Source organism: Paenibacillus sp. FSL R5-0908, assembly GCF_038006245.1.
In the GTDB taxonomy this organism is placed as follows: domain Bacteria; phylum Bacillota; class Bacilli; order Paenibacillales; family Paenibacillaceae; genus Paenibacillus_AQ; species Paenibacillus_AQ odorifer.
The window spans coordinates 4,157,131-4,180,419 of the sequence record NZ_JBBOUV010000001.1 but is presented as its reverse complement, the minus strand read 5'-3'; the positions used below and the strand labels follow the sequence as shown (position 1 = coordinate 4,180,419).

The 23,289-nt window shown below is 45.9% G+C and carries 45 protein-coding genes; 44 read left to right on the top strand and 1 reads right to left on the bottom strand.

Annotation, left to right across the window (positions count from 1 at the left end):
- Positions 1-3 precede the first annotated feature (3 nt).
- The 28 genes from MKZ09_RS19030 (at position 4) to MKZ09_RS18895 (ending at position 11,495) form a co-directional block, all read left to right on the top strand.
- The gene (locus tag MKZ09_RS19030; protein ID WP_179089007.1) at positions 4-162 is read left to right on the top strand and encodes a DUF6906 family protein; all 159 of its coding nucleotides are present in this window, start codon (positions 4-6) and stop codon (positions 160-162) included.
- Positions 159-341, top strand: coding sequence for a hypothetical protein (locus MKZ09_RS19025; RefSeq protein WP_341041171.1), 183 nt, complete (start codon positions 159-161; stop codon positions 339-341). Before MKZ09_RS19030 ends, MKZ09_RS19025 begins: the two co-directional genes overlap by 4 nt.
- Entirely contained in the window at positions 338-475 is a 138-nt protein-coding gene (locus MKZ09_RS19020) for a hypothetical protein (protein ID WP_179089008.1), read from the top strand. The genes MKZ09_RS19025 and MKZ09_RS19020 overlap by 4 nt, the downstream gene beginning before the upstream one ends.
- Before the next feature lie 2 nt (positions 476-477).
- Positions 478-1,011, top strand: a complete 534-nt coding sequence (locus MKZ09_RS19015) for a crossover junction endodeoxyribonuclease RuvC (protein ID WP_076143482.1) — start codon at positions 478-480, stop codon at positions 1,009-1,011.
- A gap of 2 nt (positions 1,012-1,013) precedes the next feature.
- Positions 1,014-2,036 (top strand): hypothetical protein, encoded by a 1,023-nt coding sequence (locus MKZ09_RS19010; RefSeq protein ID WP_076143484.1) that lies wholly within the window; start codon positions 1,014-1,016, stop codon positions 2,034-2,036.
- Between the two features lie 36 nt (positions 2,037-2,072).
- A complete protein-coding gene (locus MKZ09_RS19005) occupies positions 2,073-2,285 on the top strand; it encodes an IDEAL domain-containing protein (protein ID WP_076143486.1) in 213 nt (70 codons plus the stop codon).
- Positions 2,260-2,682: a hypothetical protein gene (locus MKZ09_RS19000; RefSeq protein WP_076143487.1), complete on the top strand. Its 423-nt coding sequence runs from the start codon at positions 2,260-2,262 to the stop codon at positions 2,680-2,682. Before MKZ09_RS19005 ends, MKZ09_RS19000 begins: the two co-directional genes overlap by 26 nt.
- A 44-nt stretch (positions 2,683-2,726) precedes the next feature.
- The gene (locus tag MKZ09_RS18995; RefSeq protein WP_076143489.1) at positions 2,727-3,416 is read left to right on the top strand and encodes a rod shape-determining protein MreC; all 690 of its coding nucleotides are present in this window, start codon (positions 2,727-2,729) and stop codon (positions 3,414-3,416) included.
- A 5-nt stretch (positions 3,417-3,421) separates the two neighbouring features.
- Complete coding sequence (locus tag MKZ09_RS18990; RefSeq protein WP_076143491.1) at positions 3,422-3,847, top strand: hypothetical protein; 426 nt, start codon at positions 3,422-3,424, stop codon at positions 3,845-3,847.
- A 16-nt stretch (positions 3,848-3,863) separates the two neighbouring features.
- Positions 3,864-4,043, top strand: coding sequence for a hypothetical protein (locus MKZ09_RS18985; RefSeq protein WP_076143493.1), 180 nt, complete (start codon positions 3,864-3,866; stop codon positions 4,041-4,043).
- Positions 4,044-4,248: 205 nt separating this feature from the next.
- A complete protein-coding gene (locus MKZ09_RS18980; RefSeq protein ID WP_076143495.1) occupies positions 4,249-4,746 on the top strand; it encodes a hypothetical protein in 498 nt (165 codons plus the stop codon).
- Entirely contained in the window at positions 4,743-4,895 is a 153-nt protein-coding gene (locus tag MKZ09_RS18975) for a hypothetical protein (RefSeq protein WP_179089009.1), read from the top strand. Before MKZ09_RS18980 ends, MKZ09_RS18975 begins: the two co-directional genes overlap by 4 nt.
- The gene (locus MKZ09_RS18970) at positions 4,892-5,080 is read left to right on the top strand and encodes a hypothetical protein (protein ID WP_076143496.1); all 189 of its coding nucleotides are present in this window, start codon (positions 4,892-4,894) and stop codon (positions 5,078-5,080) included. Before MKZ09_RS18975 ends, MKZ09_RS18970 begins: the two co-directional genes overlap by 4 nt.
- A gap of 2 nt (positions 5,081-5,082) precedes the next feature.
- Positions 5,083-5,370 carry a hypothetical protein gene (locus MKZ09_RS18965; RefSeq protein ID WP_076143710.1) on the top strand — a complete coding sequence of 96 codons (288 nt, stop codon included), beginning with the start codon at positions 5,083-5,085 and terminating at the stop codon, positions 5,368-5,370.
- 65 nt (positions 5,371-5,435) lie between these two features.
- A complete protein-coding gene (locus MKZ09_RS18960; RefSeq protein WP_076143498.1) occupies positions 5,436-5,675 on the top strand; it encodes a hypothetical protein in 240 nt (79 codons plus the stop codon).
- Positions 5,676-5,811: 136 nt separating this feature from the next.
- Entirely contained in the window at positions 5,812-6,543 is a 732-nt protein-coding gene (locus MKZ09_RS18955) for a DNA-methyltransferase (RefSeq protein ID WP_256719126.1), read from the top strand.
- 64 nt (positions 6,544-6,607) lie between these two features.
- A complete protein-coding gene (locus tag MKZ09_RS18950) occupies positions 6,608-6,895 on the top strand; it encodes a hypothetical protein (protein WP_076200965.1) in 288 nt (95 codons plus the stop codon).
- Positions 6,892-7,395, top strand: coding sequence for a hypothetical protein (locus tag MKZ09_RS18945; RefSeq protein WP_076143500.1), 504 nt, complete (start codon positions 6,892-6,894; stop codon positions 7,393-7,395). The genes MKZ09_RS18950 and MKZ09_RS18945 overlap by 4 nt, the downstream gene beginning before the upstream one ends.
- Complete coding sequence (locus MKZ09_RS18940; protein WP_179089010.1) at positions 7,388-7,555, top strand: hypothetical protein; 168 nt, start codon at positions 7,388-7,390, stop codon at positions 7,553-7,555. The genes MKZ09_RS18945 and MKZ09_RS18940 overlap by 8 nt, the downstream gene beginning before the upstream one ends.
- Positions 7,552-7,701: a hypothetical protein gene (locus MKZ09_RS18935; protein ID WP_179089011.1), complete on the top strand. Its 150-nt coding sequence runs from the start codon at positions 7,552-7,554 to the stop codon at positions 7,699-7,701. The genes MKZ09_RS18940 and MKZ09_RS18935 overlap by 4 nt, the downstream gene beginning before the upstream one ends.
- Complete coding sequence (locus MKZ09_RS18930) at positions 7,698-7,946, top strand: hypothetical protein (RefSeq protein ID WP_076143502.1); 249 nt, start codon at positions 7,698-7,700, stop codon at positions 7,944-7,946. The genes MKZ09_RS18935 and MKZ09_RS18930 overlap by 4 nt, the downstream gene beginning before the upstream one ends.
- Positions 7,947-8,151: 205 nt before the next feature.
- The gene (locus MKZ09_RS18925) at positions 8,152-8,574 is read left to right on the top strand and encodes a BC1872 family protein (protein ID WP_076143506.1); all 423 of its coding nucleotides are present in this window, start codon (positions 8,152-8,154) and stop codon (positions 8,572-8,574) included.
- An 84-nt stretch (positions 8,575-8,658) separates the two neighbouring features.
- Entirely contained in the window at positions 8,659-8,802 is a 144-nt protein-coding gene (locus tag MKZ09_RS18920; RefSeq protein ID WP_179089012.1) for a hypothetical protein, read from the top strand.
- Between the two features lie 13 nt (positions 8,803-8,815).
- Positions 8,816-9,025, top strand: coding sequence for a hypothetical protein (locus MKZ09_RS18915; RefSeq protein ID WP_076200967.1), 210 nt, complete (start codon positions 8,816-8,818; stop codon positions 9,023-9,025).
- Positions 9,026-9,121: 96 nt separating this feature from the next.
- Positions 9,122-9,607 carry a hypothetical protein gene (locus MKZ09_RS18910; RefSeq protein WP_076143509.1) on the top strand — a complete coding sequence of 162 codons (486 nt, stop codon included), beginning with the start codon at positions 9,122-9,124 and terminating at the stop codon, positions 9,605-9,607.
- A 299-nt stretch (positions 9,608-9,906) separates the two neighbouring features.
- Positions 9,907-10,215: a PHD finger domain-containing protein gene (locus tag MKZ09_RS18905; protein WP_081394132.1), complete on the top strand. Its 309-nt coding sequence runs from the start codon at positions 9,907-9,909 to the stop codon at positions 10,213-10,215.
- Between the two features lie 385 nt (positions 10,216-10,600).
- Positions 10,601-10,957 carry a hypothetical protein gene (locus tag MKZ09_RS18900; protein ID WP_076200970.1) on the top strand — a complete coding sequence of 119 codons (357 nt, stop codon included), beginning with the start codon at positions 10,601-10,603 and terminating at the stop codon, positions 10,955-10,957.
- Positions 10,958-11,117: 160 nt separating this feature from the next.
- The gene (locus MKZ09_RS18895) at positions 11,118-11,495 is read left to right on the top strand and encodes a hypothetical protein (RefSeq protein ID WP_076200972.1); all 378 of its coding nucleotides are present in this window, start codon (positions 11,118-11,120) and stop codon (positions 11,493-11,495) included.
- Positions 11,496-11,727: 232 nt separating this feature from the next.
- Here the strand turns inward: MKZ09_RS18895 and MKZ09_RS18890 are convergent, their stop codons facing one another.
- On the bottom strand, positions 11,728-12,129 hold the full coding sequence (locus MKZ09_RS18890) for a hypothetical protein (protein WP_076200975.1): 402 nt from the start codon (positions 12,127-12,129) through the stop codon (positions 11,728-11,730).
- 87 nt (positions 12,130-12,216) lie between these two features.
- Between MKZ09_RS18890 and terS the strand changes: the two genes are divergently transcribed.
- The 16 genes from terS to MKZ09_RS18810 all read left to right on the top strand — a co-directional run bounded on the left by terS (position 12,217) and on the right by MKZ09_RS18810 (position 23,287).
- The gene (gene terS / locus MKZ09_RS18885) at positions 12,217-13,122 is read left to right on the top strand and encodes a phage terminase small subunit (RefSeq protein WP_076200978.1); all 906 of its coding nucleotides are present in this window, start codon (positions 12,217-12,219) and stop codon (positions 13,120-13,122) included.
- Positions 13,115-14,545 carry a DEAD/DEAH box helicase family protein gene (locus MKZ09_RS18880; protein ID WP_076200981.1) on the top strand — a complete coding sequence of 477 codons (1,431 nt, stop codon included), beginning with the start codon at positions 13,115-13,117 and terminating at the stop codon, positions 14,543-14,545. The genes terS and MKZ09_RS18880 overlap by 8 nt, the downstream gene beginning before the upstream one ends.
- Positions 14,546-14,687: 142 nt before the next feature.
- Complete coding sequence (locus tag MKZ09_RS18875) at positions 14,688-16,187, top strand: hypothetical protein (protein ID WP_076200983.1); 1,500 nt, start codon at positions 14,688-14,690, stop codon at positions 16,185-16,187.
- 1 nt (position 16,188) lies between these two features.
- Positions 16,189-17,247 (top strand): phage minor capsid protein, encoded by a 1,059-nt coding sequence (locus MKZ09_RS18870; protein WP_076200985.1) that lies wholly within the window; start codon positions 16,189-16,191, stop codon positions 17,245-17,247.
- Positions 17,248-17,332: 85 nt separating this feature from the next.
- Positions 17,333-17,593 carry a hypothetical protein gene (locus tag MKZ09_RS18865; RefSeq protein ID WP_076200988.1) on the top strand — a complete coding sequence of 87 codons (261 nt, stop codon included), beginning with the start codon at positions 17,333-17,335 and terminating at the stop codon, positions 17,591-17,593.
- A gap of 118 nt (positions 17,594-17,711) precedes the next feature.
- Positions 17,712-18,416 carry a scaffolding protein gene (locus tag MKZ09_RS18860; RefSeq protein ID WP_076200990.1) on the top strand — a complete coding sequence of 235 codons (705 nt, stop codon included), beginning with the start codon at positions 17,712-17,714 and terminating at the stop codon, positions 18,414-18,416.
- A gap of 14 nt (positions 18,417-18,430) precedes the next feature.
- Positions 18,431-18,808: a head decoration protein gene (locus MKZ09_RS18855; protein ID WP_076200993.1), complete on the top strand. Its 378-nt coding sequence runs from the start codon at positions 18,431-18,433 to the stop codon at positions 18,806-18,808.
- Positions 18,809-18,839: 31 nt separating this feature from the next.
- The gene (locus tag MKZ09_RS18850) at positions 18,840-19,985 is read left to right on the top strand and encodes a major capsid protein (RefSeq protein ID WP_076200996.1); all 1,146 of its coding nucleotides are present in this window, start codon (positions 18,840-18,842) and stop codon (positions 19,983-19,985) included.
- Positions 19,986-20,038: 53 nt separating this feature from the next.
- Positions 20,039-20,389 (top strand): DUF7210 family protein, encoded by a 351-nt coding sequence (locus MKZ09_RS18845; RefSeq protein ID WP_076200998.1) that lies wholly within the window; start codon positions 20,039-20,041, stop codon positions 20,387-20,389.
- Positions 20,390-20,399: 10 nt separating this feature from the next.
- Positions 20,400-20,780, top strand: a complete 381-nt coding sequence (locus tag MKZ09_RS18840) for a hypothetical protein (RefSeq protein WP_076201001.1) — start codon at positions 20,400-20,402, stop codon at positions 20,778-20,780.
- Positions 20,777-21,094 carry a hypothetical protein gene (locus MKZ09_RS18835; protein WP_076201004.1) on the top strand — a complete coding sequence of 106 codons (318 nt, stop codon included), beginning with the start codon at positions 20,777-20,779 and terminating at the stop codon, positions 21,092-21,094. The genes MKZ09_RS18840 and MKZ09_RS18835 overlap by 4 nt, the downstream gene beginning before the upstream one ends.
- On the top strand, positions 21,087-21,539 hold the full coding sequence (locus MKZ09_RS18830) for an HK97 gp10 family phage protein (protein ID WP_076143535.1): 453 nt from the start codon (positions 21,087-21,089) through the stop codon (positions 21,537-21,539). The genes MKZ09_RS18835 and MKZ09_RS18830 overlap by 8 nt, the downstream gene beginning before the upstream one ends.
- Before the next feature lie 4 nt (positions 21,540-21,543).
- Positions 21,544-21,954 carry a minor capsid protein gene (locus MKZ09_RS18825; RefSeq protein WP_076201007.1) on the top strand — a complete coding sequence of 137 codons (411 nt, stop codon included), beginning with the start codon at positions 21,544-21,546 and terminating at the stop codon, positions 21,952-21,954.
- Complete coding sequence (locus MKZ09_RS18820; RefSeq protein WP_076201010.1) at positions 21,951-22,502, top strand: hypothetical protein; 552 nt, start codon at positions 21,951-21,953, stop codon at positions 22,500-22,502. The genes MKZ09_RS18825 and MKZ09_RS18820 overlap by 4 nt, the downstream gene beginning before the upstream one ends.
- 78 nt (positions 22,503-22,580) lie before the next feature.
- Positions 22,581-22,988, top strand: a complete 408-nt coding sequence (locus MKZ09_RS18815) for a hypothetical protein (protein WP_076201013.1) — start codon at positions 22,581-22,583, stop codon at positions 22,986-22,988.
- 17 nt (positions 22,989-23,005) lie between these two features.
- Entirely contained in the window at positions 23,006-23,287 is a 282-nt protein-coding gene (locus tag MKZ09_RS18810) for a hypothetical protein (RefSeq protein ID WP_076143542.1), read from the top strand.
- Positions 23,288-23,289: the final 2 nt, after the last annotated feature.

Genomic DNA, 23,289 nt, shown 5'->3' with positions numbered 1-23,289 from the left:
GGGATGAAGCAGGGGAAACGACCAACACGCCGACAAAAGCAGGAGATCAAGGAAGCAGGATTGATTGCTGAGAATTGGCTAGTAGAGCGGGATACACACGCTCAGTTAGTACTGATAAATCGGTACTCTAGTAAACTACGGACGATCAGGAGGGCAGTGTGATGGGTGCCTGGAACTATTGGCACGTGTATCACTACATGGTTACTCAGTACACTCATACTGGATTGGTGCCTGATCGTAACATACTACTTTCTGAATTCGTTGAGCTGGGTTCGTCAGAAATTGACGAGGGTATTGCTGAGTTTGAAACAGTAATGGGGAAGCGAGGTGAGGTCAGTTGATTCCTGATAGACCTATTGATCCTTTATTCCAGCAGAAGTATTACTTCGCTGTATTTGATAAACGTGGGCATGTCATCGGTACGGTGTATGTACTGGACACTGCAATGAAGCCGCGCAGAGAGGGGAGGAACTGATAATGAAGATTCTGGGTATTGACCACGGCACAAATTACGCAGGCTGGGCAACGATGGAGAACGGCAAGTCAATTGATTTAGGATTGCGGGATTTCAGTAAGATCGCTATGCCGGATGTGTTGGACGCCATTTATCAAGATACCTTCCGAATGATTGAACAGGAGCAACCGGATTTGGTTATCCTGGAGCGTCCGGTTCACTTCAAAAATGCAAACAGTGTTCTGGCCTTGGTCGGAGCATTCTCCATGGTCACTCTGGCTGCTCTACATCTTGGAATTAAAATTGCTCATATCCGTCCAACTGAACTGAAGATGCAGACCGGTAAAGGGAACGCGGACAAGGAGACCGTAGCTGTCGAAATGCAGATGCTGTTTAACCTGGATTATGACGAATTGGCCGTACCTGTTCTCTACAAAACAAATGATCCTAAGGGCAAATACAAGAAGGGTGACGTTCAGCAACGACTGTTCGATCCTTCCGATGCTCTGGCGCTTTGCTGGGCTTACCACCAAAAACATATTAAGGGAGTTGCGTAATCATGGGATATCTTGATTTCAAGGGGCTTGTTAAAAAGGTAGATCTGAAGGCAGACGGTGATGTGAACATCTTGCTTTGCGTTTCAGGAGAAGAACTTCGCGGAAAGATTGAATGGCTGCATGAAATGATTGGAGATAAGGTTACAGCGTCCTTTGATTCAACGGTTGTGAATTACAACATTGAAATCAATGCCCGGACAGAGAAGCCTATCAGAACCTATAAGGTGGACAACGGTATTGTCTCCGAGGTTAAGCCAGAAGGAGAACAACTATCAATGGATTTGGGCCTACCCACTGAGAAGATAGAGATCAAACAACAGCCGGCAGAAATTGACCTATCCGTAATTGAAGAATTTATCCAGTCTGGTCTGGCTCCAACATATGAGGATTTGGATTATGACTTTGTCGCCTTCTCCCTCCGCTTGGCCAGTGGTGAGACATACATGAAGATTGCTTCTGAGCTCGGAATCAGTAGTGGAAAGATCGTCGAGAAGATTGATGAATATCGCAAGCGTGTAGCTCCTTCCGCAGCAGCTTGGCATGAGTGGATGCAGTCCCAGGGTGTAGCTCCTTCCGCAGGAGCAGAAGCTGCTCCAGTCACTGAGGATGGCGGCTCTGCTGAAGGTGAGTCGGGAGACATAGTCATTGAAGAAGTAGACGGATCCATTCAAAACGAAGAAGGTAATGGATTCACGCCTGATTGGGAATCAGATAGGGGCCAGCCGGCAGGCGATCCTGTAGGTAGTGAAGGACAACCATCATCTGACCAAGATGAGGCTGATGATGTCGACAAGGAACAGCTTGACGCCTTCATTCTCGCAGAACGTCCGATCTTTGCTGAAGTGGAGTATAACGGTCAACCTGTACCATTCCCCGACCTGCTGGAGAAACGACTTAAGGAAAATAAGGTTTGGCGGGAAATCGCTAATGAGAATGGTATGACGAGTGGGCAGCTTTCATCGCGGTATAGCATATACCGGAAGCTAGCAGCAAAGAAAATGAAAAGTAGCGGAGGAGCAGCTTAATAGCTGCTTCTTCTCTTACAAGGAGGTGACCACAGCGTGTTCTTCATTGGACTCTATGCACTGGCCTTGAATTCTTATATCGAAGTGGTTTGGGAGACAGCTGTGCGTAATTATCGGATTGAGCAGCTGCAAGAACAAATTGACCTAGCACTCGACAACTGGGATGCATTAGCATTTTATCAATACTCGGCGGAACTAGCAGAACTGAAGGTGGTGCAAACCCATGGGCAAATCACATTCAAAAGATGAATCGATACGGAAGTTGGCAGACCGGATCACACGGGCTGTTAAGGCACGAGGTATTACCGTTCAGAGATACGATGCTTACACCACTAACAGTGTTTATCTCAAGTTCGATTACGGAGCAGCGAATAGCGTCAGAATCAGTGATCACATGGGCAAACGTAACGTATCCAATCGTTTCAACTTACTAAAGAATATCGATCGCAGTTATGTTGAGCTTGATCGGTATCTCCGGTATTTTTACTGCACAGATGACTTCGATAAGCTGATCGCTGATATCATTCAGAATCGAAATGATCAGATGAAGAAGTACGGTTCTAGACATTATGAGTTCTTGATGAAACGTAATAAAGCAGCTAACACCGACACTAAAGGGTTTTGGAGTAAGTCCATGATTATTTAGATTGGAGGATGTTTTACAAAAAAAATCAAGGAGGTGTATCCAAGATGAGCTATTACGATAACGATTTTTATAATGAGCCTAGCGAATTTGAAGAACAAATAGATCAATTGAAAGAATCTCTGATGAACGCTGTCAGGGATGAGCATAAAGCGGAAGTCGAGCGGCTGCGGAAGGAGAATGCCGAGCTACAAGAGGTAAAACGGGCTTTTGAAACAATCAAAAGGGACTACAACCAAAAGGTTGTTGAATTGGATATGCAGAAGCGCAACCTCAAAAATGAGGTTCGCCGTGAACGATTACTAGAACTAATGGGTGATTTTAATGCGGAGTTGTTTAACCCAAGTCGGGATCGGAAAAGCGGTCCAAAATGTGATAAGTGCAATGACAAGAGACGTATCCCCTTTCTATCTCCGTCAGGAAAGGAAATGGAAGAGGATTGCGCATGCAAAAACAACATTATCTTTTTCAAACCAACTACAAATATCTGCTCTTCATTTGCAATTAGGAACGGGGAATTTATAGCTTGGTATAAATCTTACTCAATCGATAGAGCAGATGGAATGGAATTAGACTCCTTAGGAGTTTCTGGTGTTGCAAAGTTCATCTGGTCTGGTGAGAGCTTCGAAAACATTACAGAACAATATTACAACGTATTTTTCAAAACGATAGAGGACTGCAAATCATATTGCGAATGGTTGACTGAGAAGGAAGCCAACAATTTAAAGGAGCGTTGATCAAAGTGAACAAGTCAATCTATAACCCAACTGTTCAAGAGCCTTTTTACCACGGACACATATATCACGAAGCGCTTTTGACATACGAACAACATCTTGAAAAGAAGCATGGTGAAAACATGCGAACAGCTGATCCAGATGATAACACGAACTGGGGAGCGCTGGACTGGTACAAAAACGGTAGCATGTCTTTTGCTGAAAAAGAATGGACAAATTTCATCTCACACCTTCGCGATTGTTTTAAAGTTCATTGCGGGATGGGTTTCTATCTCAAAGAAGACTGCACACAGTATTTTTACCACTCTGGTTCTGTCCCTGGTCTGAAAGGAACTTTCTTGCTCCGCAGCCACATCTATATCCAGCACTTAGCAGGAGTAGGAATGGACGAAGAGCGATTTATGAAAGATTTATCAAAAATCGGTAGATGGTAGGGAGCTGAGATAAACGATGGAAGATCTTTTAAAGAAGATAAAGGATTGCAACACAATGCCTGAACTGGACGCAATGAGGTTGGAACTGGTGAAAGCAGGCAAGGCGTTCCCGGAAAGCTTTCAGATAATGCAAGCAGCATTTATCAAGAAAAAGAACCAGCTTAACAGGATTCCACTGTCCAAAAGGGAGTGGTAAAGCATGCTAGGCAATGCATAAAAAACTAGATGGTGAGGGTTAACGTCCCTCTAACTTGCAGAGTAGTAAAACATATAGTTAATTCCAATGAAAAACAGGACTAATAGAACAGCTGTCAGAATGCCAAGCCAAATAAGTATCTTACGATTCATTAAATCACCTCGATGTCATTTTCAAAATTATACCATAGGGAGGCATAACCAGTATGAGTGATCAAGAACGTGAGATAAGAGTTAACTTACTGGACGGATCAGAAGTAATTATGAATACGGGTGACAGAGTGTTATTTCAGGCTTCTAGTCCTGGGGCAATACCACTATCTGTAGATACTGACACAATCATAGATGATGTGCTGGCTGCTCTAGAAGAGTCACAGAGCAAATTGAATGAGCGCGAATGGATGCTTAAAGAGTCATTGGACATTACAACTAGACTTGAAGGCAGGTTAGAAGAGTCACAACAACAACTAAAGCTTGAACGTGAAAGAACAGATTATTGGGGAGAAAAAGAAGCAGAGGCACAGCAGACCATAGCCCGGCAACGGGAGGCGCTGGAATCCGCGAGAAGCACAATGGAAGATGCTTTATCCGTAGGAGAGGCGCGTTACAAGGATTATGACACGATGTTATGTCCGTGGGCAGATTTATTGGATGGAGTAGCAAACATAGAATCGGTACTTGAGGAAGGGGAGACACAGCCATGACACAGACACCCAAATACCAAACAAAGACCGTTATCTGCTATGGCTGCGGCCAGCCTTATGAAGTCCCAGCAGAGACAGAAGCAAGAGCAGAAGACTACGTCTGCCGGAAGTCTTGTGCAGATAAGACCGCAGAAGAGGTGCAGCCATGACACAGGTACCTGATAAACAACGCTTTGACATCAAGAATTTCGATCATCAGGTAATTGTCGCTGGAATGGTCGCTTTGGCTGAAAAAGGACTAACGACACATCAGATATTTGATGTAGTGGAAAGTATAAAAAATGAGATATGGCCGTCATTGGCAGAAATCAGCAGGGAGGCGCGTAAGTCGTGACAATGGTGCAGGAAATGAGCGACAGAGATTTGAACCTTGCTCTTGCGGAGTTAATGGATTATCCCAAGAACAGATTCGTGCCAAATTACTGCACTGACCCTGCTGCCTCTCTAGAGGTACAGACAAAGGCTATAGAGGTAGATCATGAAGGATATCTGCTGAATTTAATGGACGCTGTGTATGGCGGTTACGTTGCTGCATCATCTGACAGAATCGCTGGATTGCTCACCGCCAGCCCCCGAGAGAGGGCAGAGGCGGCATATATCACGCTACAGGGGGCGAAAGGCTGATACGGCCTTAGCTGATTCGGTCGATACGATGGCGCTGACGCGCAAATGACGAAGGAGGTACGGAGATGTTTGAATTCGAACCTTTCATTCCAAATAGCAAGTCGGGAAGAGTCCATATCAATTCTTCTCCTGAAATGGTAGAAGCTAAAACGGAATGGATATGGGCAAAAGATATACCTGGATCTGACTACAAAAAAGGTGAACCAGTATATAAGGGGTATCGAAAAACGATATTTAAGCATTGGGTTAATATGGGCTGGGCGAAAGAGTTCGAACCGCCAGTAGAACAACTAACGTTATTCTGATGGCCGACAGGCCCCCGTAACGACCGAATAGGCGCGAGCCGTAAGAGATCATTCAGATCATTAAGGGAGTAGGAGTATCCCTCCTCTCCCAAAGGCAGAGTAGACGCATACGGTTCACCAGATAGGAGGTACCGAAGTGAAGAATCAAATCATTCACGGTGACTGCTTGGAGATCATGCCAAGCTTTCCAGATAAGAGTTTCGACATGATCCTGTGTGATTTGCCCTACGGTACCACAGAAAACGGATGGGATTCAATAATTCCTCTTGATCAGCTATGGCAGCAGTATGAACGGCTGATTAAGGATGGCGGCGCGATTGTCCTTACTGCTCAGACACCATTTGATAAAGTGCTTGGAGCCAGCAATTTGCGGCTGCTCCGGTATGAATGGATATGGATTAAGAGCAACGGTACCGGATTCCTGAATGCCAACAAAATGCCATTGAAGGCCCATGAAAACATTCTCGTCTTTTACAAGAATCTACCGACTTATAACGCCCAGAAGACACATGGGCATAAGCCAGTCAATAAATACAAGAAGCATTCAAGCGACGGCAGCAATTACGGTAAGACAATTATCGGCACCGAGGGCGGCGGGCAGACAGATCGGTACCCGGTCGATGTCCTACACTTCCCACGAGACAACGAACGGTACCACCCGACACAAAAGCCGGTTGCGCTGTTTGAATACTTGATCCGCACCTATACAAACGAAGGCGACCTGATTCTGGACAATTGTATCGGAAGTGGAACAACTGCCGTAGCTGCAGCAGCGCTGAATAGGAACTTTGTTGGGATTGAAAAGGAAACGGAGTATATATACATCGCTAAAGAAAGGCTCAAATGCATTCAGACGCAATTATGCTGAACAGTTTGAAGATACAGGGACAGAGAGGGTTAATAGCCCTCCTCTCCCACAAGGAGGATATAACGTGGCATGTTCAGCATTTAACGGTTCTACATGTTCGGTAAGCGGCAGCTCTTGCATGTTTGTATTTCCTGACAGCCAAGCTTGCGCTGAAATCTACAATGAAGGTCCTGACGCTCATGTCGATAAGTGCGAAGATTGCAGGTTCTTTTACACGAAAGATGGAAAGCGTTGCTGTACAACGAGACCTTATTTTCCAGTATGGGAAGGAGATCCTCCTAAGACAGATTATTTAGAAGATGACTTAACGTCTTGTGGTGGATTTGAAGCAGCAGGGGAGGAAGCCCAATGACACAAAGGGACTGGCAAAAGGATATGGACTTGGTTCAGGGCACAATTAAGCACGATGCATTTCCTGCTTGGACAGAACCGATGCTTTACTGGCTCCAAGAAGCTAAAGAACTTCAAGAGATCGTGTCGGGACGTGGTAGAGAATTGCTAAGACTTCGTAGCTTATTGGGAGGTCTCAATGATGAACTGACAGCAACAGAAGACCGCGCAGACGCAGCAGAGGCACGGGAACAAGAGATTAAACGGGCAATCGGTAGATGTTTGGTGGCAGGTAATTCACTTGGCAGCATTATCATGAACTACAACTTGCCAGAAGGTCATGAAGAATGGTCATACCAAGAAGCAAACTCATATTTCTTCGGTAAATTCTACAATGATCGTCCATCTGCCTATGAGAGTTACGAAACGTGGCTTGCGTGGAAAGCGATTATGGGCGTATCAGAAATCATGACCACCCTTTACCCAGATACCCCAGCACCCAAGGAGGGCAGCCATGATTAAACGGTTCATCCGCCGGCAGATCATCCGATATATCCGCCGCAACTTCGGGTCATTTGAACAGGACTCAATCCATGTGGTGATTATGAGCAAGCAGGGGTACAGGTTCTTCCGGGACAACGTAAACCAACATTTGAAGGTTGAGGGAGGGGATAACCAATGAAACTTAACTTTACAAAGCAGCAAGTGATTATCCCGGTCCCATTATTTTTGGATGAAAACGGGATCGATACAGATTCCGAGTTGGTGAGTGTAGAAATCCAAGGCGATAAGGTTGTCATTACCTACAAAGACGGTGATAAGAGATGAAAATTGAAATGGAATGTCCTGGTTGTGCTGGTGACGGATTTAACGTTCCTTATGGACCGAATGGTTATGAGCCGCAGCAAGTTTGTACAGGTTGTGATGGAAAGGGAACGGTGTTGATCTATAAACAATGTTGCTTCTGTAAGAAGGACCTGAGTGATGCAGATGAATCGGAGTATGAACGGGATAATACTGGATTCATTTGGTGCATACCGTGCTTCGACAGAGAGTCAGATACAGGTGAATAAACATGACAATTAAGCCGGGTGGACTGTTAGACAGAGTAGCAAAGTCGCACGAATGCGGGGTATGCAAAAACTGCGGAAATCTACTAAAGGTCAGCGAAACTACTCTAGGGTGTGCTGCTCACGACAAACTTATATTACCGGATTACCCGCCCTATCATGGTAACGCAAAATGCAAAGATTGGCTGAAAGAGGAGGAATCGAACCAATGACACTCACAAGGGAAGAGATACTGGCGATGGAGCCGATTGAACTTGGTCCAGTGGTTGCAGAGCATGTATTCAAAGCCAAAGTTATCGGTAAGGAAAACTTTCCTGAGCTTAGCCTGCTGATAGGATGGTTCGGGAAAGAAGCTTGGAAGCCGATGAAGGGAACCTGGCGTAATGCCGAATGGAGAAATTCAGAGGAAAAGGCTTGGCTTGACTGCCCACGGTTTGGTGAAGACATATCCGCAGCATGGGAAGTGCTGGAGAAATTCAAACAGTATACCGTGATGAAGGCTGCTGGATGGGGCAAGGAATATGACTGCCGCATATGGGTCGGAATAACTGGAGATCAGTGGTCAGTACAAGCTAAAACGGCACCCGAGGCCATCTGTAAGGCTGCTTTATTGGCAGTACTGAACTTATAACGGCCGTTAGGCCTCCGATTCGACCGCATTACATAGCGACAGCGGAGGCCGCAGGGCTGGATGAACTTATAAGGGGGCAGAGACATGAAGGTCACTTATTTCAAATGGCATAATAACTACGATCTATTGATAGGCGCTTCCTATCAAGCAACACGATATAAGCCGGGATGGTTATTAATCGAAGGTGTGCTGTACCGGGAAGAATGCTTTACAGAAGTAGAGGTATAAGGGGGAGAAGAGGATGATCATAAAAACTACAGATACACTAACTACAGCGCGTGGCACTATAGTCTCAGGAGCGTCATTCCGAGCAGTTCGAGACAAGGTTGGATTCCGCATCAACAGCGGAGAATACAGTGGCATAGGCGTTCCGGAGTCTTCAGCAATCATACTTAGTAATGTCGTTCTTGATGAAGATGGTAAGATACCGCGAAATGGAAGATATGCTTGATAAGCAAACAAAGACCCCCATATCCTTGGCCGGGGCGGGGGTCCTAAAATGAAAAGCATTCCTCTTGACATTATAACATAAAGGGGAATGAGGGGAATGGCGATGGCATACGAGCAAGGGGAACTGTTCGCTAAAGCATCAGACAAAGAAATCGAAGAAACCGAGTTCTATCTCGAACGATATAGGGACATGATTTTGTTTATTGAGGATTTTAACGGATTCCAATCAGAAATGGCTCAGGTCGCGGTTGATGGAGAGGTTGCCCGTAGGCTAAGTGCGGACGAGCTGCATGCCGACAAAACAGCCAATGCTGTGATCCTGACTGAAAAGCAGAAGTGGATGTATGAGCGGTATCGCGTTTATACGTTCATGATCTTCCGGGCATACAATCTAATCCCGCACCAGGGAATAAAGAAGGTGATTAAAGCTCGCTTCATTGAAGGACATAACCGTAGCAATACGATCCTGTTTACTTACGCATCAGGCAGCACCGTGGATCGTTACATTGAGAGGGGAACTAAGATGATAGCAAACTCCCTAGTACAGATGGGATTCTTCGATGAAATTTTGAAGAGAAACTGAGGAAAACATGGCGGAATAACGGGGTTTTCTGAACACCACATGAGTATTCTACCGTGCTATATTGGTAATGTGGAAATCAGGCGAGAGTGACACGCACGGCTACAGAAATGTAGCATTAACCGGGGCGTACCTCTTCTCGCTTTTCTATTTACTCCGTACTTGAATTCCCTTGTCCCCTAGAACTGTGACCACAGCAGTTAAAGTATGGATCGTGGAGGTTGCCGACCACCTGAGTAAGTGTTGGTATATAATATCCTTATCAGAAGTGCAAACAAATTATTACAATAGGAGGGGTTACTATGAAAGAGATGCTAGTTCAATGTGATAACTGTAAAGGCGGATTTCATATAAAGAATCACCAACGCCGTCTTGAGGATTCAGTTGAGGAAACTTATTTTGCTTGTCCTTATTGCCTTACAGAATATCCTTCATTTTATACAAATACTGAAGTTCGTGAAAAACAACGTTCCATTAATCAGTTAAGGGATCGATTGAAAGGGTTGAAGGATCCTCATAAACGTTCACTGCTTAAGGAGAGAATTGAAAGGGAACAGGCAGAGGTCGGTGTAATGATGGCTGAACTTAAGGCGAAGTATAGGCGGAATTAATTATGTGGGGTGTCTGGACGCAACGCCAGCAAGAAACGGGCCGAAGCCGGGGTTCAAATCCCTGCCCCCGCTATTATCGAATGAGTGAGTAAATAGGAGACTAGTTGAGATTTCCGGGAGTGTATTGTCTGTGATCGGTTGTAGCGGCTTTGACTTCGATTTATCAGGATAAGTAAAATGGTGTTGTTCTCCTCTGTAACAATGGAGATAAAGATTTTAAGCAAAGAGCGAAGCGCATTTGCTGCGGACGCTTAGCGGACGCCATTCTTTAAAAAGCGTTAGAATTTTGCTTTAATCGTTATTTTTTCTCTGAAAAACGTACATATACCAGCAAAAGTCGCTCATTATTGGGCGGCTTTTTTATTATGCCGAAAGGGTGATTCTAGTGGAGATAGCAGCAGAGCTTAACGATATGGAAATGACCTGTGAAGAGGTTGCGGTTACTCTCGCAGGACCATATAGACTCAATAAGAAGGAGCAGCGCTTGCTCGCATATTTACTGGATGATAGCAAAAGTAAGAATATCGGGGATATCTGTAGAGCGCTTAAGACCACAGCTCGGACATTGATAGGTAAGACGAAGCCTGATCTGGAACGAAAGATTGATGCTGTTGGTTCGGAAGCATGGAAACGCGATCTGGAGGCGGCACTTAAATCTAGTTCGGTGTCTAAGCGTGAAGTCAGCCAATGGCTTTACTTGTATTCGGGAAAGGAAAATGATCATGGTGAGAAAACAGAATAGTATCCGGCCTCCTATACGACTGAGCCCAAAACAGCCAAAGAAATGTGCAGTATGTATATGGGGGCGTTGGGAAGGAACAGCACAGTTTTGTTCCAGAGTGAAGTGCCAGAAGGGAAAATCTTCCTAGACGTCGAATTATGATGTCGAAGGGGGAGATATTATGGATAACGAGTTAAAGATCTCAGACTTGAAAGCGTGGAGAAAAGAGCTTCAAGAGCAATTAGAAGAATTAGAAAGTGAGACACATCAGGCAGTAGAAGTTGCTCAGTGTCTAAACTTACGCCGTGAGATTCTGGTTAGTCTTTATGAAAATACTCCGATTGATTCTGAGGAGAACATTGGTATTCAAAAAAAGCTAAATCTAGTAGTTGAAGAATTCCATGAAAAAGCAGTGGAAGCTACTGGATTCAAAAAAACGCTAGAACAAGAAATGCTTGCGAGCGAAGTTATAATTAATAAAATAAACCAAGAGCTTGAGAAACTTGGTGAAGTTGAAATTGATAGTGATGATGAAAGTGACGAAGTTGTTTTTTTCTAATCCTGCACCTTCGGGTGCTTTTTTCATGTCTATTAATGACCTTCTGTGAGGCGATTTCAGCGTTTGTGATAGAGATGCCCAATAATTGTGAGGATGGAGTTGGAGAAGGGTAGGGCGGCACAAGCAATGAGGTCTGTTGATGCGTTTGAGCCTGACCCTACAGCAAAACCGACTTAACATAAGCAAGCCAGATTCTTTAGTAATTGTTCAAGCTCAACCGGCTGACGATTATCTATAAGATTTCATCAATTATTGCGATCATGATTGTGTAGGAAGCGCACTTCTTGTAAGTGTTGCTATTGATAGAATTGAAATAAATCATTATTCCTGCGATCAAGAGTGTTGTTATAGAATATAGAACTTGATAAAAGGGGTCTGTGGATTGAACTAGTCCGAAGGCTCCTGTAAGCAGGGAGATGGCTATAGCAGATATTGCTAGTGCGTTTGATACCGCAGGAGAGCTGGATAATTGGCTTTGAAATTTAATTCTGGTGTTTCTTAAATCTTCTTCACTAACTTGGTTACGATTTTTATAATCAAGCAATTTGTTTTTTGCATCTTCAATATTATCGGGATTAACTTTTTTTATCTTTCGCAATTCTTCTTCAATTTGATAAATTCTAGTATAAGACATATATATTGACCTCCAATTAGTTTTAATGATATATCGGCACAAGTAAATGGAAAGTTTACAGATTATTCCGGGGGTGGTGAAATGTAAATGCCAAGAGAAAGAGACCCAAAAAGGGCAGAAGCTAAGAAGTTATGGCTGGACAGTGGCGGGCAGCTCGATCTTGTAGAAATTGCAGCTCAGTTGAATGTGTCTGCTGGTACGATTCGGGGCTGGAAGAGTAAGGATAACTGGTCTGGTCATTTGAACGGAACGTTCCGAACTGATGAAGGGAACGCTCCAAATAAACAGGAACGTTCTAAAGGAAAGACGGGCGCGCCGAAGGGTAACAAGAACGCCGTGGGCAACAAAGGCGGCGCTCCTCCGGGTAGTAAGAATGCCCTAGGTAACAAGGGCGGCCATGGCGGTCCCTTCGGTAACAAGAAGGCCGTTACCACTGGTGAACATGAAATGATCTGGTTAGACACTCTTACTGAAGCCGAACAGCAGCTCATGGATCATATTAATACCGATCCAGTTGCTCAGGCTGATGAATCTATTGCCCTTCTTTCTGTACGGGAACGTCGTATGATGCAGCGGATCAAGAACCTGATGGACGGCCTTACAGAGAAAGAGCGCAGTGAGTTGCAAGAGCTTAAGAGCATTAAAGGCATAGGTACCGTTCACGATGAGAAGTCAGGCATTACGAAGAGTGTTCCGGTTACCCGTGATGAAATGGTACTTTCCAAGGTGGAGGAGAAGACATTCCGAAAACTGGATGATATCTTGAAGCTGGAAGAAGCCTTAACCCGCATACAGGATAAGAAGATCCGGGCCATTGAGCTGAAGAACAAACTTATTGCGGTTGATGAAGAGAAACAGGTTCGCACGGAAATCCTCCGGATTGAGCTTCAGAAGATGCAAGGAGCAGAAGGTGCAACCGCGAGCTGGACTGATGCAATTCGTGAGATTGCAGAGCGGCGGAGAGCCTCGAAAGCGAGTGAACAACATGAGTAGTAAACCGTACAATGCCGTCGCTGCTCTGACTGATCTCATTGATTTGTACTGGGACGATCCGGTTGCTTTCTCCGAAGATATGCTCGGTTTTGATCCAGATGATTGGCAGCGGAAGGCGATGGCTGATGTATCCATGCATCCACGTACCAGTATTCGCTCCGGTCAGGGTGTGGGAAAGACGGCATTCGAGGCAGCTCTTGTTATCTGGTTCCTCTGTTGCCGACCTAACCCCAAAGTGGTGTGTACAGCCCCGACCAAGCAGCAGCTGCATGATGTGCTTTGGGCTGAGGTTTCCAAGTGGTTAGAACGCTCGCTGGTAAAGAACCTGCTGAAATGGACCAAGACCAAGATTTATATGGTAGGTCATGAGGAACGCTGGTTTGCGACAGCCAGGACAGCGACGAAGCCAGAAAACATGGCAGGGTTTCATGAAGATTACATGCTATTTGTAGTCGATGAAGCCTCGGGTATTGATGACCGGATAATGGAAACCATACTCGGTACACTATCTGGTGACGGAAATAAGCTTTTGCTATGTAGTAACCCGACTCGGACGAGTGGGGTTTTTTATGATTCCCACAATCGTGACCGATCAAGGTTCAAGACCCATAAGGTTGATAGCAGGGATAGCAAGCGCACCAGCCGCGAGAACATTGAGATGCTGATTGATAAATATGGAGCAGACAGCGATGTTATCCGGGTCCGTGTCTTCGGAGAGTTTCCGAAGGCTGAAGCAGATGCTTTTATTCCCCTCGAGCTGGTAGAACTTGCGGCAGGTGCTCGTGTTGAAGCGAGAGGTGATACTCTTCACATTGGAGTGGACGTGGCACGCTTCGGAGATGATGAAACGGTTATAGCCCCACGAGTCGGTATGAAGGTATTTCCACTGCAATGCTACAACAAGCAAGACACCATGGTCACCGCCGGCAGAGTTATTGCTGCTGGCAGGGAGATGCTGAGAGTTATGCCAGCTCTTCGCCGCGTTGAGATTAAGGTCGATGACAGTGGAGTTGGCGGCGGAGTCACAGACCGCCTGAACGAGGTGATTCTTGAAGAGGGTCTTACAGATTGGAGAGTTGTTCCAGTGAACAACGGAAGCAAGGCCACCGATGATGAGCTAGAGCATTACGAGAACAGAGGTACAGAATCATGGGCCGTTCTTAGAGATGTTCTTCAAGAATCCTTTTCCAAGCATATGCAGGGCGGATCAATGGAGATCGAGCTTCCGGATGACGAGAGGCTGATCACTCAGCTGACCCAACGGAAGTATCGCATGACCAGCAAGGGACGGATTGCCCTGGAGCGGAAAGAAGATATGAAGAAGCGTGGTCTTGATTCTCCTGACCGAGCTGATGCAGTGATTCTGTCGTTTGTAACCGAGAAGGATATGCAGTATACCAGTCAACGGCCTTCGGGTTGGTAAGAGGAAGGTGAGCATATTGAAGAAAAGAATTAAAGCAGGCTCGTTTAGTATCGACAGCAAAGGCAATGTAACGGCCTATTCCTGCACTGTGACCGATAAATAATTGGTCTTTTTTTTATTGCATAGAAAGGAGGAATAACCTGTGACCATCATTTACAGTAAGAAGCGTTTCCCACCTCCACCGTATGACGTTGAAGTTGAGGACATGAAATATTACCGGCTGCTCTACGGTGGAGATCATGATCAGATCTTTCCGCGAGCCCGAAGCATCCAAACCACAGAGCGAGTTATCCGGCGGTCACGACCCGGACTGATCCGCCGCGGTGTTGCGCCAGACATCAAAATAACTTCCGAGCACCAGTATGTTGTGGTCAACTTCGCCAGTCTGGTCGCTGAGGTACCAGCTGATCTGATTAACCGTGCGCTTGGCAATGTGTCGGCTGATGTAGAAGCTGGACCTGAACTGGAGTTTGTATCTAGTGTGGTTGCCGCATCCAAGCCTAATGACAAGATATGGGCAGCAGTAACACAGCATCAGGTCGATGGATTGATCGCTTATAGGATCCGACGGAGCACCAAGGGTAAGGTTTGGTTCGAATGGCTACTCGGTGATCGTTACTTTCCACACGAGGATGGTAACGGGGCTGACCTTGCTTGGATTGAGGAATGGGATGATGGCAAAGGTGGAAAGTTGAAGTTCCTCCGAGTGGAGCGCCAAGAGTTGAGTGAAGAAGGTCTTGCTATTCAGCAGATGGTGTTTAAGATGGACGGCGAAACAGTAGCCGATGAAATAGAAATCAAACAGTATGCGGAAGAATATGAAATCGAGATCCCCGAAGATGAGACATTAAAGGATGTAGCAGAGCTGTTATGTGGTTTCGTTATAAATGATGAAACTCTGCTGCATCCCCGTGGCCGTTCTGCCCTTCGGAATATCGATACTATCCAAGAGGAGATTAACTGGACGATTACGCGGGATTCCATTGTCTTCGATAAGCACGGTAAGCCGAAGCTGGCTATACCTCGAGCACTATGGGATACAGTCGCAAACCAGAACCAGAAGGATTACGGTGCTCGGTTTGTTCGCGGTGCTGATCTTGAGGTTGTGTCATTTGACGAGAAAACAGGAGCGATTCCACAGTACATTACTTGGGATGCGAAGACAACACAATCCTTCGAACACGTTAATCGTCTGATTCGGTATATGTTGGCTGTATCCAAGACATCTATTCAGGCTGCTGGCATGGAAGATGGCAAAGGAGATACCGGAATTGCACTACTGTACCTCTGGATACAGTCAGTTATCAAAGCAGATGCGATCAAAGGCAAATTCGATGCAGCCATTAAGGATGCTATCCGGAAGTGTATGCTGTTGGAAAATGCGATGGGTAGTGCTGATCTAAAACCTGTTAACCCTGTCATTGAGTGGGGAGATATGTTGCCTAAGGCAGATAGTGAGAAGGATACAGAAGAAACAGATAAGTACGACAAAGGCGTTCAGTCCCTTGAAACCACAGTACGACGTCTGCATCCTGACTGGTCGGAGGAAGCAATCACGGCTGAGATCCAGAAAATTCAAGATGAGAATGCGGTTGATACCTTGAACCCCACCTTCGCACAGCCGCCCCGGGTAACGGTGTAGTATGGCTGCGACAGAAGAACTGATTGCGCTATATATCCAGACGGATGAACGCTTGCGTGCTTTGATTCAAACACTGCTTGACGGAAACATTTCAAATCGCCGTAAGCAGCAGCTACTTCAGCAGGTGGATGCAATTATTGATGAGTTGACTAATAATGCTGGACAAGGGCTAGCTGATCTTATAGGAACAGAATACCGCAACGGAGCTAATGCGGCTGTTGCACAACTTGTTGCTGCCGGTATTGCTCGGGAAGTAATGGACGTTACCGTTAATGCTGTTGTACATCAAGGAGCGGCACAGGCAATCTCAGACGAGGGCTTCTATTCCATCCTGGAAGCATCAGAGCACATGAGCCGTGATGCCAAGCAGCGCATCGAGGATGCTGTCAGGATCGCGAATGAACAGTCACTTATCGAAGGTGTCAACCGGAGACAGGCTACACAAAATGCTGTTGCTAAGGTTAACAAGCAGGGCATCACTGGGATGATAGCCAAGAATGGTGCTGAGATCCCAGCCGACAAGTACATGGCTGGGGTTGTGCAGTATCATCAGCGTAAGGCACATGTCACAGGTACTGAGAATATGGCCGTTCAGAACGGGATGGACCTAGTGTATGTCAACTTCGTCGGAATTACCTGTTCGTTGTGTGCCAAGTATCAGGGTCGGGTTTATTCTATTAGTGGTAATGACAAGCGATTCCCGAAGCTGGACCTGCGACCGCCTTATCATAGCCATTGCGTTCACTCCATTTCAATATGGGTGGAGGAATACCCCCCTGCTGCCGAGATCGAGCAGACCATTAAGGATAGCAACCGACCATTTGAGGACAACCGCACCGAAGCCAACATGAGGCGATACAACGAGTTGCAGCGTGAGAAGTCCCGTAAAAATGAGACTCGCAAGCAGTGGATTCGTTACAAAGCAGTGCTTCCGAACGATACGCCGAACCTACAGCAGTTTGCCAACAATAAGGTGCGCGGTACTAAGAAATACTGGGAGCTGCAGGAGCTTTACCGGAAAGTAAGCATTGAAATAAAAAAGACCTCATTTAGTAATTGAAAATTTTCATTATAGAATATATAATAAAACCTGTACTTAAAAGGAATTAGTATACATTATTTTCATTTTAAATGGAGGTTTTAGAATGAGAAATGCGAGCTGGACAGAGAATGAGCAAATGAAAGTCGTTTGGAACATTGTGGATAGTAATTTGTTGAAAACGACCCTTCCTCGAACAAAAGAACGTAAACTAATTGTTGAAAGTATCGTGAAGAAATTAATAGTGGATCCTGACTTTGCTAATCGTTTAAATACTCAGGATCCTGATGGTACAATTTCACAGCATATAGTTGCTTGGATCGGTTATTTAGAAGGACGAAAGGAACGTCCACCATTAATCAGATAGTTTGTTATTAAAGTCTTCACACTTATGTGGAGGCTTTTTCTTTTGTCCAAAACACCGTGAAGACGCTATAAAAGCTGCGGTAGGCAGTCCACCCGGACTTAAACAGGAGGTCTATACCATGAAAGAATATATCCTCAGAAAAGCTTCACGTATTCCTTTAGATTTGCAGTTCTTTGCTGAAGATCCTAACCCAAACCCGGACCCTAATCCCAATCCTAACTCTGATCCAAATGATCCGAACAAGGGGAAGACCTTTACGCAAGCTGAACTTGATGCTGCTGTACAATCTCGACTTTCTCGTGCAGAGAAGGCAGCTCAGAAGACGCTGGCAAAAGACTTGGGTTATGACTCGGTTGAAGCTATGCAAGCAGCGTTGAAGCCTCCGAAAGACAAGGACAGAGATAAAGACAAGGGGACACTTGACCCTGCTGAGGTCAGCCGTCTGGTTGACGAGCAAATCAAGGAGCGCGAAACGGAGCAGAACAAGAAGATCTTCCAGCGCTTGCTTACTGCCGAGGTTAAGGTTCTGGCAAATGAACTCGGATTTGCCGATTGGGAGGATGCTTTCGCCCTTGCTGATCTGACTGCTGCCAAGGAAGACGAAAAAGGCAATCTGACGGGTGTCAAGGAAGCGCTGGAGGCGCTAGCAAAGAAGAAACCACACTTGCTTAAGACAAAGCAAGGTGGTGGAAAGTTCGGCGCCGACATCATTGGAGGCTCTGCAGATGATAAGAAGAAGCGTCGCGAGGAAATCGTTAGGCTAGCTCAGAACCGTGGCACTATCGGTGGTACAACAGCTCATGATCCATGGGCCAAAAAATAAGGAGGGAATAATTCATGAGATTGCAACCAAGACCACGTTTCACTGTCCAGGATGAATATGAAATTCTGGCATCATTTGAAGTTATCCGCGAGGTGACCAACGGGATCACCATTGATTCTGCTGCCGTTACGGCGGACGCCAATGGAGACAAGATCATTAAGAAGGGTATGCCGATGGCTAAGCTGACCGCATCCGGTAAGTACGTACCTTACAAAGCTGCTGGCACGGACGGCAGCGAAAACCCAACAGTTATCCTTAAACGGAGCATAAACGTCAAGGACGGCGACCATGTTGTTGGCGGATACGAGGTTGCAAAGATCATCGCTGCTCGCGTACCAGTCACTGTTGACGATACCTTGCGCACCAAAATGCCACACATTGTTTTCGAATAATCTCCAATTAGAGAAAGGATGAAGAACAATAATGAACCCACAAATTATCACAGGTGGTCACCTGAAGTTGAATCTGCAGTTGTTTGCTGCCGGTGATCCGATTGATCTGACGCTGGAAGAAGCATTGTCAGGAGATGACTTGCTCGTCTATTCCCGTAATCTTGAAACATCCAACGAATACATCAGCCCTATTCTCTTTCCGCCGCGTGAAGTAGCCGAGCTGACAGTAGACGTAATTCAAGAAGAATCTGCACGTCTTCCAGTCATGGCGAAGATCGCTGAGCTCGGGACGGAAGTTGAATATGCTTCCCGCGAAGGCATGAAGGGTAGCCGCATTGAGATTCCGAAAATTCAACTAGGTCGTTATATGGACGAACGGCTTGTGCGTATGGCTCTGCAAGCATCGCAAAGCTATGGTCTGCGGTCCGAGGAGGTTAATCAACTTCGTAGCAGACAGTTCAACGATGCGCAGTTTACTGTAGATGCTATTCGAGCGCGACGTGAATGGACAGCACTAACAGCCGTATGGAGTGGGAAAGTCGTTTACAACGAGGGCAATGTCAAGGTCGATGTTGACTATGGCTATACCTCCGAACAGAAGCCTGTTCTCACGGGATCTGACCTATGGAGTGATTTCGTTAACTCTACACCGCTAGATGACATTCAATTGTGGGTTGATCTGTGGAGAGCAAAGGGTACCAGGTTGCGTCGTGCCATGACCTCTCAGAAGATCATAACGTACCTACGGCGTAACCTGGGTATTCGTCGGCATTATCATGGAAACCCAACTGGTGAAGCCCAACCTCCACAGTTGACGAAAGCGCAGTTGGATTCCGTTTTTGACGAAATGGAATTCCCAACCTTGGTCGCTTACGATACACAAGCCCGTACTGAGGATCGCGCATTGACTGGTGGCAAGTTGGCATTTACTACAGTTCGTATGGTGCCAGAGAATAGATTTATCCTGCTGCCTGATGGACCACTCGGTAACTATCTGTGGGCTAAGACCACAGAGGAAATGATTGCTGAGATCGAAGCCGAGCAGACCGGAGACATGGGCATTTACGTTTTCCGCGATGTGACTAAGAATCCGATCCGCATTCGTACTGCAGGTGTGGCTTTGAACTTCCCAGCGTTTGCTTGGGCAGACAGTGTTGTTTCCGCAACTGTAATTTAGGAGCTCCTTTTAGGGGCTTCTTTCTTTTTATCAACCTAGAAAGGGTGAATCAAGTGGATATTAAGCTCAAAGGCGTAGTTAAGAACGGCGGCAAATGGATGAAGCCGGGAGACATTATCCGTAAGGTAGCTGACGAGATTGCTGAAGATCTGATTACTCAGGGCTATGCCGAGGAAGTCGAGCCGTTGCCGGAGGATGATTCCGAGCTCCAGGCATTGCGGGATCGAGGAAAGGCGCTCGGTGTTGCCAATGCTGGACGTTTGGGTGAATCTAAGCTAAAGGAAGCTATCGCCGAGAAGGAATCTGACCTCCAGATGAAAGCTACTGAGCTTGGTATTGAGGGCACGGAAGATAAGACAGCTGAGGAATTGGTTGATGCCATCGCTGAAGCAGAGAAGAAGTAGGTGATGGAATATGGCTACTACCGAAGAAGTCAATCTTTGGATAGAAGAGAATGTTCTTGACACCCAAGCGTGGGACAAGAAACCTCTAAAGCAGCCATTGGCTGTAAAACAAGCGGAGCGTAACCTTGCCCGTTGGTATCCGACAGCAGTCCAGACTGTGGAGATTGTTGCTCTGCAAGCTATTTGGGAGATGGAAGGACTGGATCCGGCGCTCAAATATCAAAAACACGGAGTGAAATCGGTTGATGACCACGGTGAAGGGGTCACTTATAGCGGTATCCGTGATGTAGTCGCGCCGGACGTGCGGGAGCTGCTTGGAACGCCTGCGTTTGAAATTGTGCCTGATGACGATGACAGCACCGATCTGCAATACGGCGGGTGTCTTATATGAGCCTTTTCGGATATCCTGCGACCGTAATCCATTATCACCCCGGTGTCGATGATTGGGGGCGGCCTATCCCAGCTGATCCAGTTATCAAGGTTGCCAAGGTAGCCGAGGAGCAGAAGCTCGTTAAGAACGCAAAGGGCGAGGAGATTACGATCGCTTACACCGTTTATCTGGAGGGAATCAATGCTGTTGGCTTCGATGACTGGCTACTTTACACCGATGCAATTGGCACAGAGATCCGTATCGACGTGAAGCATTATGAGATTAGGAAGTATCTCGGTACCGATGATGTGAAAGAAGTGGTTCTTTATGGATAATGGCAATACTTTTTCGATCAATATCGAGGGACTGGATAAGATCATCGGAAGGTTAGATGATTTAGAAGGTGAGATCGATCGCAGATTGGAAGAGAAACTGACCAAGATTGCGCTGAAGATTATACACGATGCCAAACGACTTGCGCCTATTGATGAAGGGGATTTGGTAGGAGCTTTGGATATAGACGTGGTCAAGCATTTAATCGGGCTGGCGTATATCGATTTTGGGGCTACCGTTGATGTGAATTCCTATGCAGTAGTTCAGCACGAAGGATTCAGAAGGACAAAAAGCGGTGCAGTTGTTCAATTCCAACCTGGCGAAAAAACTCGCAGCAAAGGTGATTACAACGGATACTCTCCTGGTAAGAAGTTTTTGGAGAATGCTATTAAGATGAATGAGCAATGGATTATAGAGGAACTTTCTGGGCTTCTAGAAGGATGGTGATGCCGTGCTAGCATCTGAATTGATTGCTTACCTGACCGCAGCAGGCTATTCCGTGTATCCAGATCCTAATTTTATTCCTGCGGATCCCGTCGAGGCGAAACTTCCGACCTTGTACGTGATGGATTCCGGGGGATATCCTCCGGACAAATACGTTCCGACTCAGCGACCGACGTACCAGATCATCGTCAAAGGAAAGTCATATAAGACATCGCCTGCAAACATGGCAGCAACTGAGGCACTGGCGAAGAGATTAGGAAAGCTATTACATCGCAAGCCAAATTATATGATAGGTAGCACTTATGTCTTTGCAAGCACCGAGACTATGCATCCAATTTACTTAGGGTTGGACGAAAAGGACCATCCTATGTATTCAACTAATTTTGAATTTTATTCAAAGGAGGCAACAACGATATGAGTGATGTTAACCAAATATTTGCGGGTCCAGGAGAATTCATTTGGGGCGTAGATGAAGAAGGTGCTCCTGAGGTGGATGCTGTTACAATTGATTTGACGCAAGGTGGTATTAACTTTACAACCACCACTACCTATTTTGAGCCGACTACGGATCAAACGGGTACAGCGCCAGTAAAATCAATTGCTACAGGTACTACTGGAGCGATTAACTTTGAGACTCCGGATATGGATTTCGCCAAAGTAACTAAATATAATCCGCATGCACTAAAGGTAACTGATGCTACAACTCCGACCAAGATCAAATACCAGGTTACTGGTTTGGCGGGTAAGGAGCTGCCTCGTAAACGAGCAGTCATTAAGCCTGTGGGAGTTACCGATCCTTCACGCTTTATCTATATTGAAAGCGTGGGTATTAAGTTTGACATGAATGCTGGTTTCAAGCTAGACGACAACCTGAAGATGACTATCTCTGCTATTGCTTATCCATCATTGGAAGCAACGCCTAGAGGTCTTATCTATACATGGGGAGATATAACTGCCACGGCATAAATAATTAAACAGCACACGTAAGGAGAGGGCTTCATGCCTTCTCCTTTTTTCGTTATTCCGAGAAATGAGGGATGAATCATGTTTCCACTTACCAAAAAAGAGAAGCTAAAGCTCGGTAATAGAACCGTATCAATTCCGAAGCTTACCCGAAATCGTTTGAAGAAGCTGACAGAACACATTGGAACCATAGGCGATCTGTTTGTAAAAGTATTTCTGGCACCACAGGAAGACCGCTCGCTTTTTATTGTTGCGGGTTCAGAAATTATGATCGATGAAATTTATGAACTCACATCGCTGCTCAGCGATATCCAGATAGATGAATTAAGTGAGCAGGCCAGTCTTGCAGAATGCACTGAATATCTAAATTTAACATGGAAGAAAAATGATATGAACGCAGCCCTAAAAAACTTGAGCGGCCTGGTCCCTCCGATGATGCAGCAATTCGTTCAGTCAATCGCGCAGCGGATGAATCAGGCCGGAGCTTAACTCATGACGAATTTGTGATGCGGTGCTGCACGGTACTCGACAAGACACAATGGCAGATCGAGAACGAGTACTTCTTTGTAGATTTGCCGCAATTGCTTCTGTTGAAAGACCAGGCACATGCATCTAACGTAATCGAACAGCTTGAAATTGAATCATACCCACATATCACTGACAAAAAAGTTCGGGAGCAGATCATCAATCGCTATATTCAGGCACTGCCGAAGGCACCTGAAAAACCGAAAATGTCGGCAGAAGATCAATATCAAGCGCAGCTTGTGCGGATGAAGGGAGGAGGGTAATA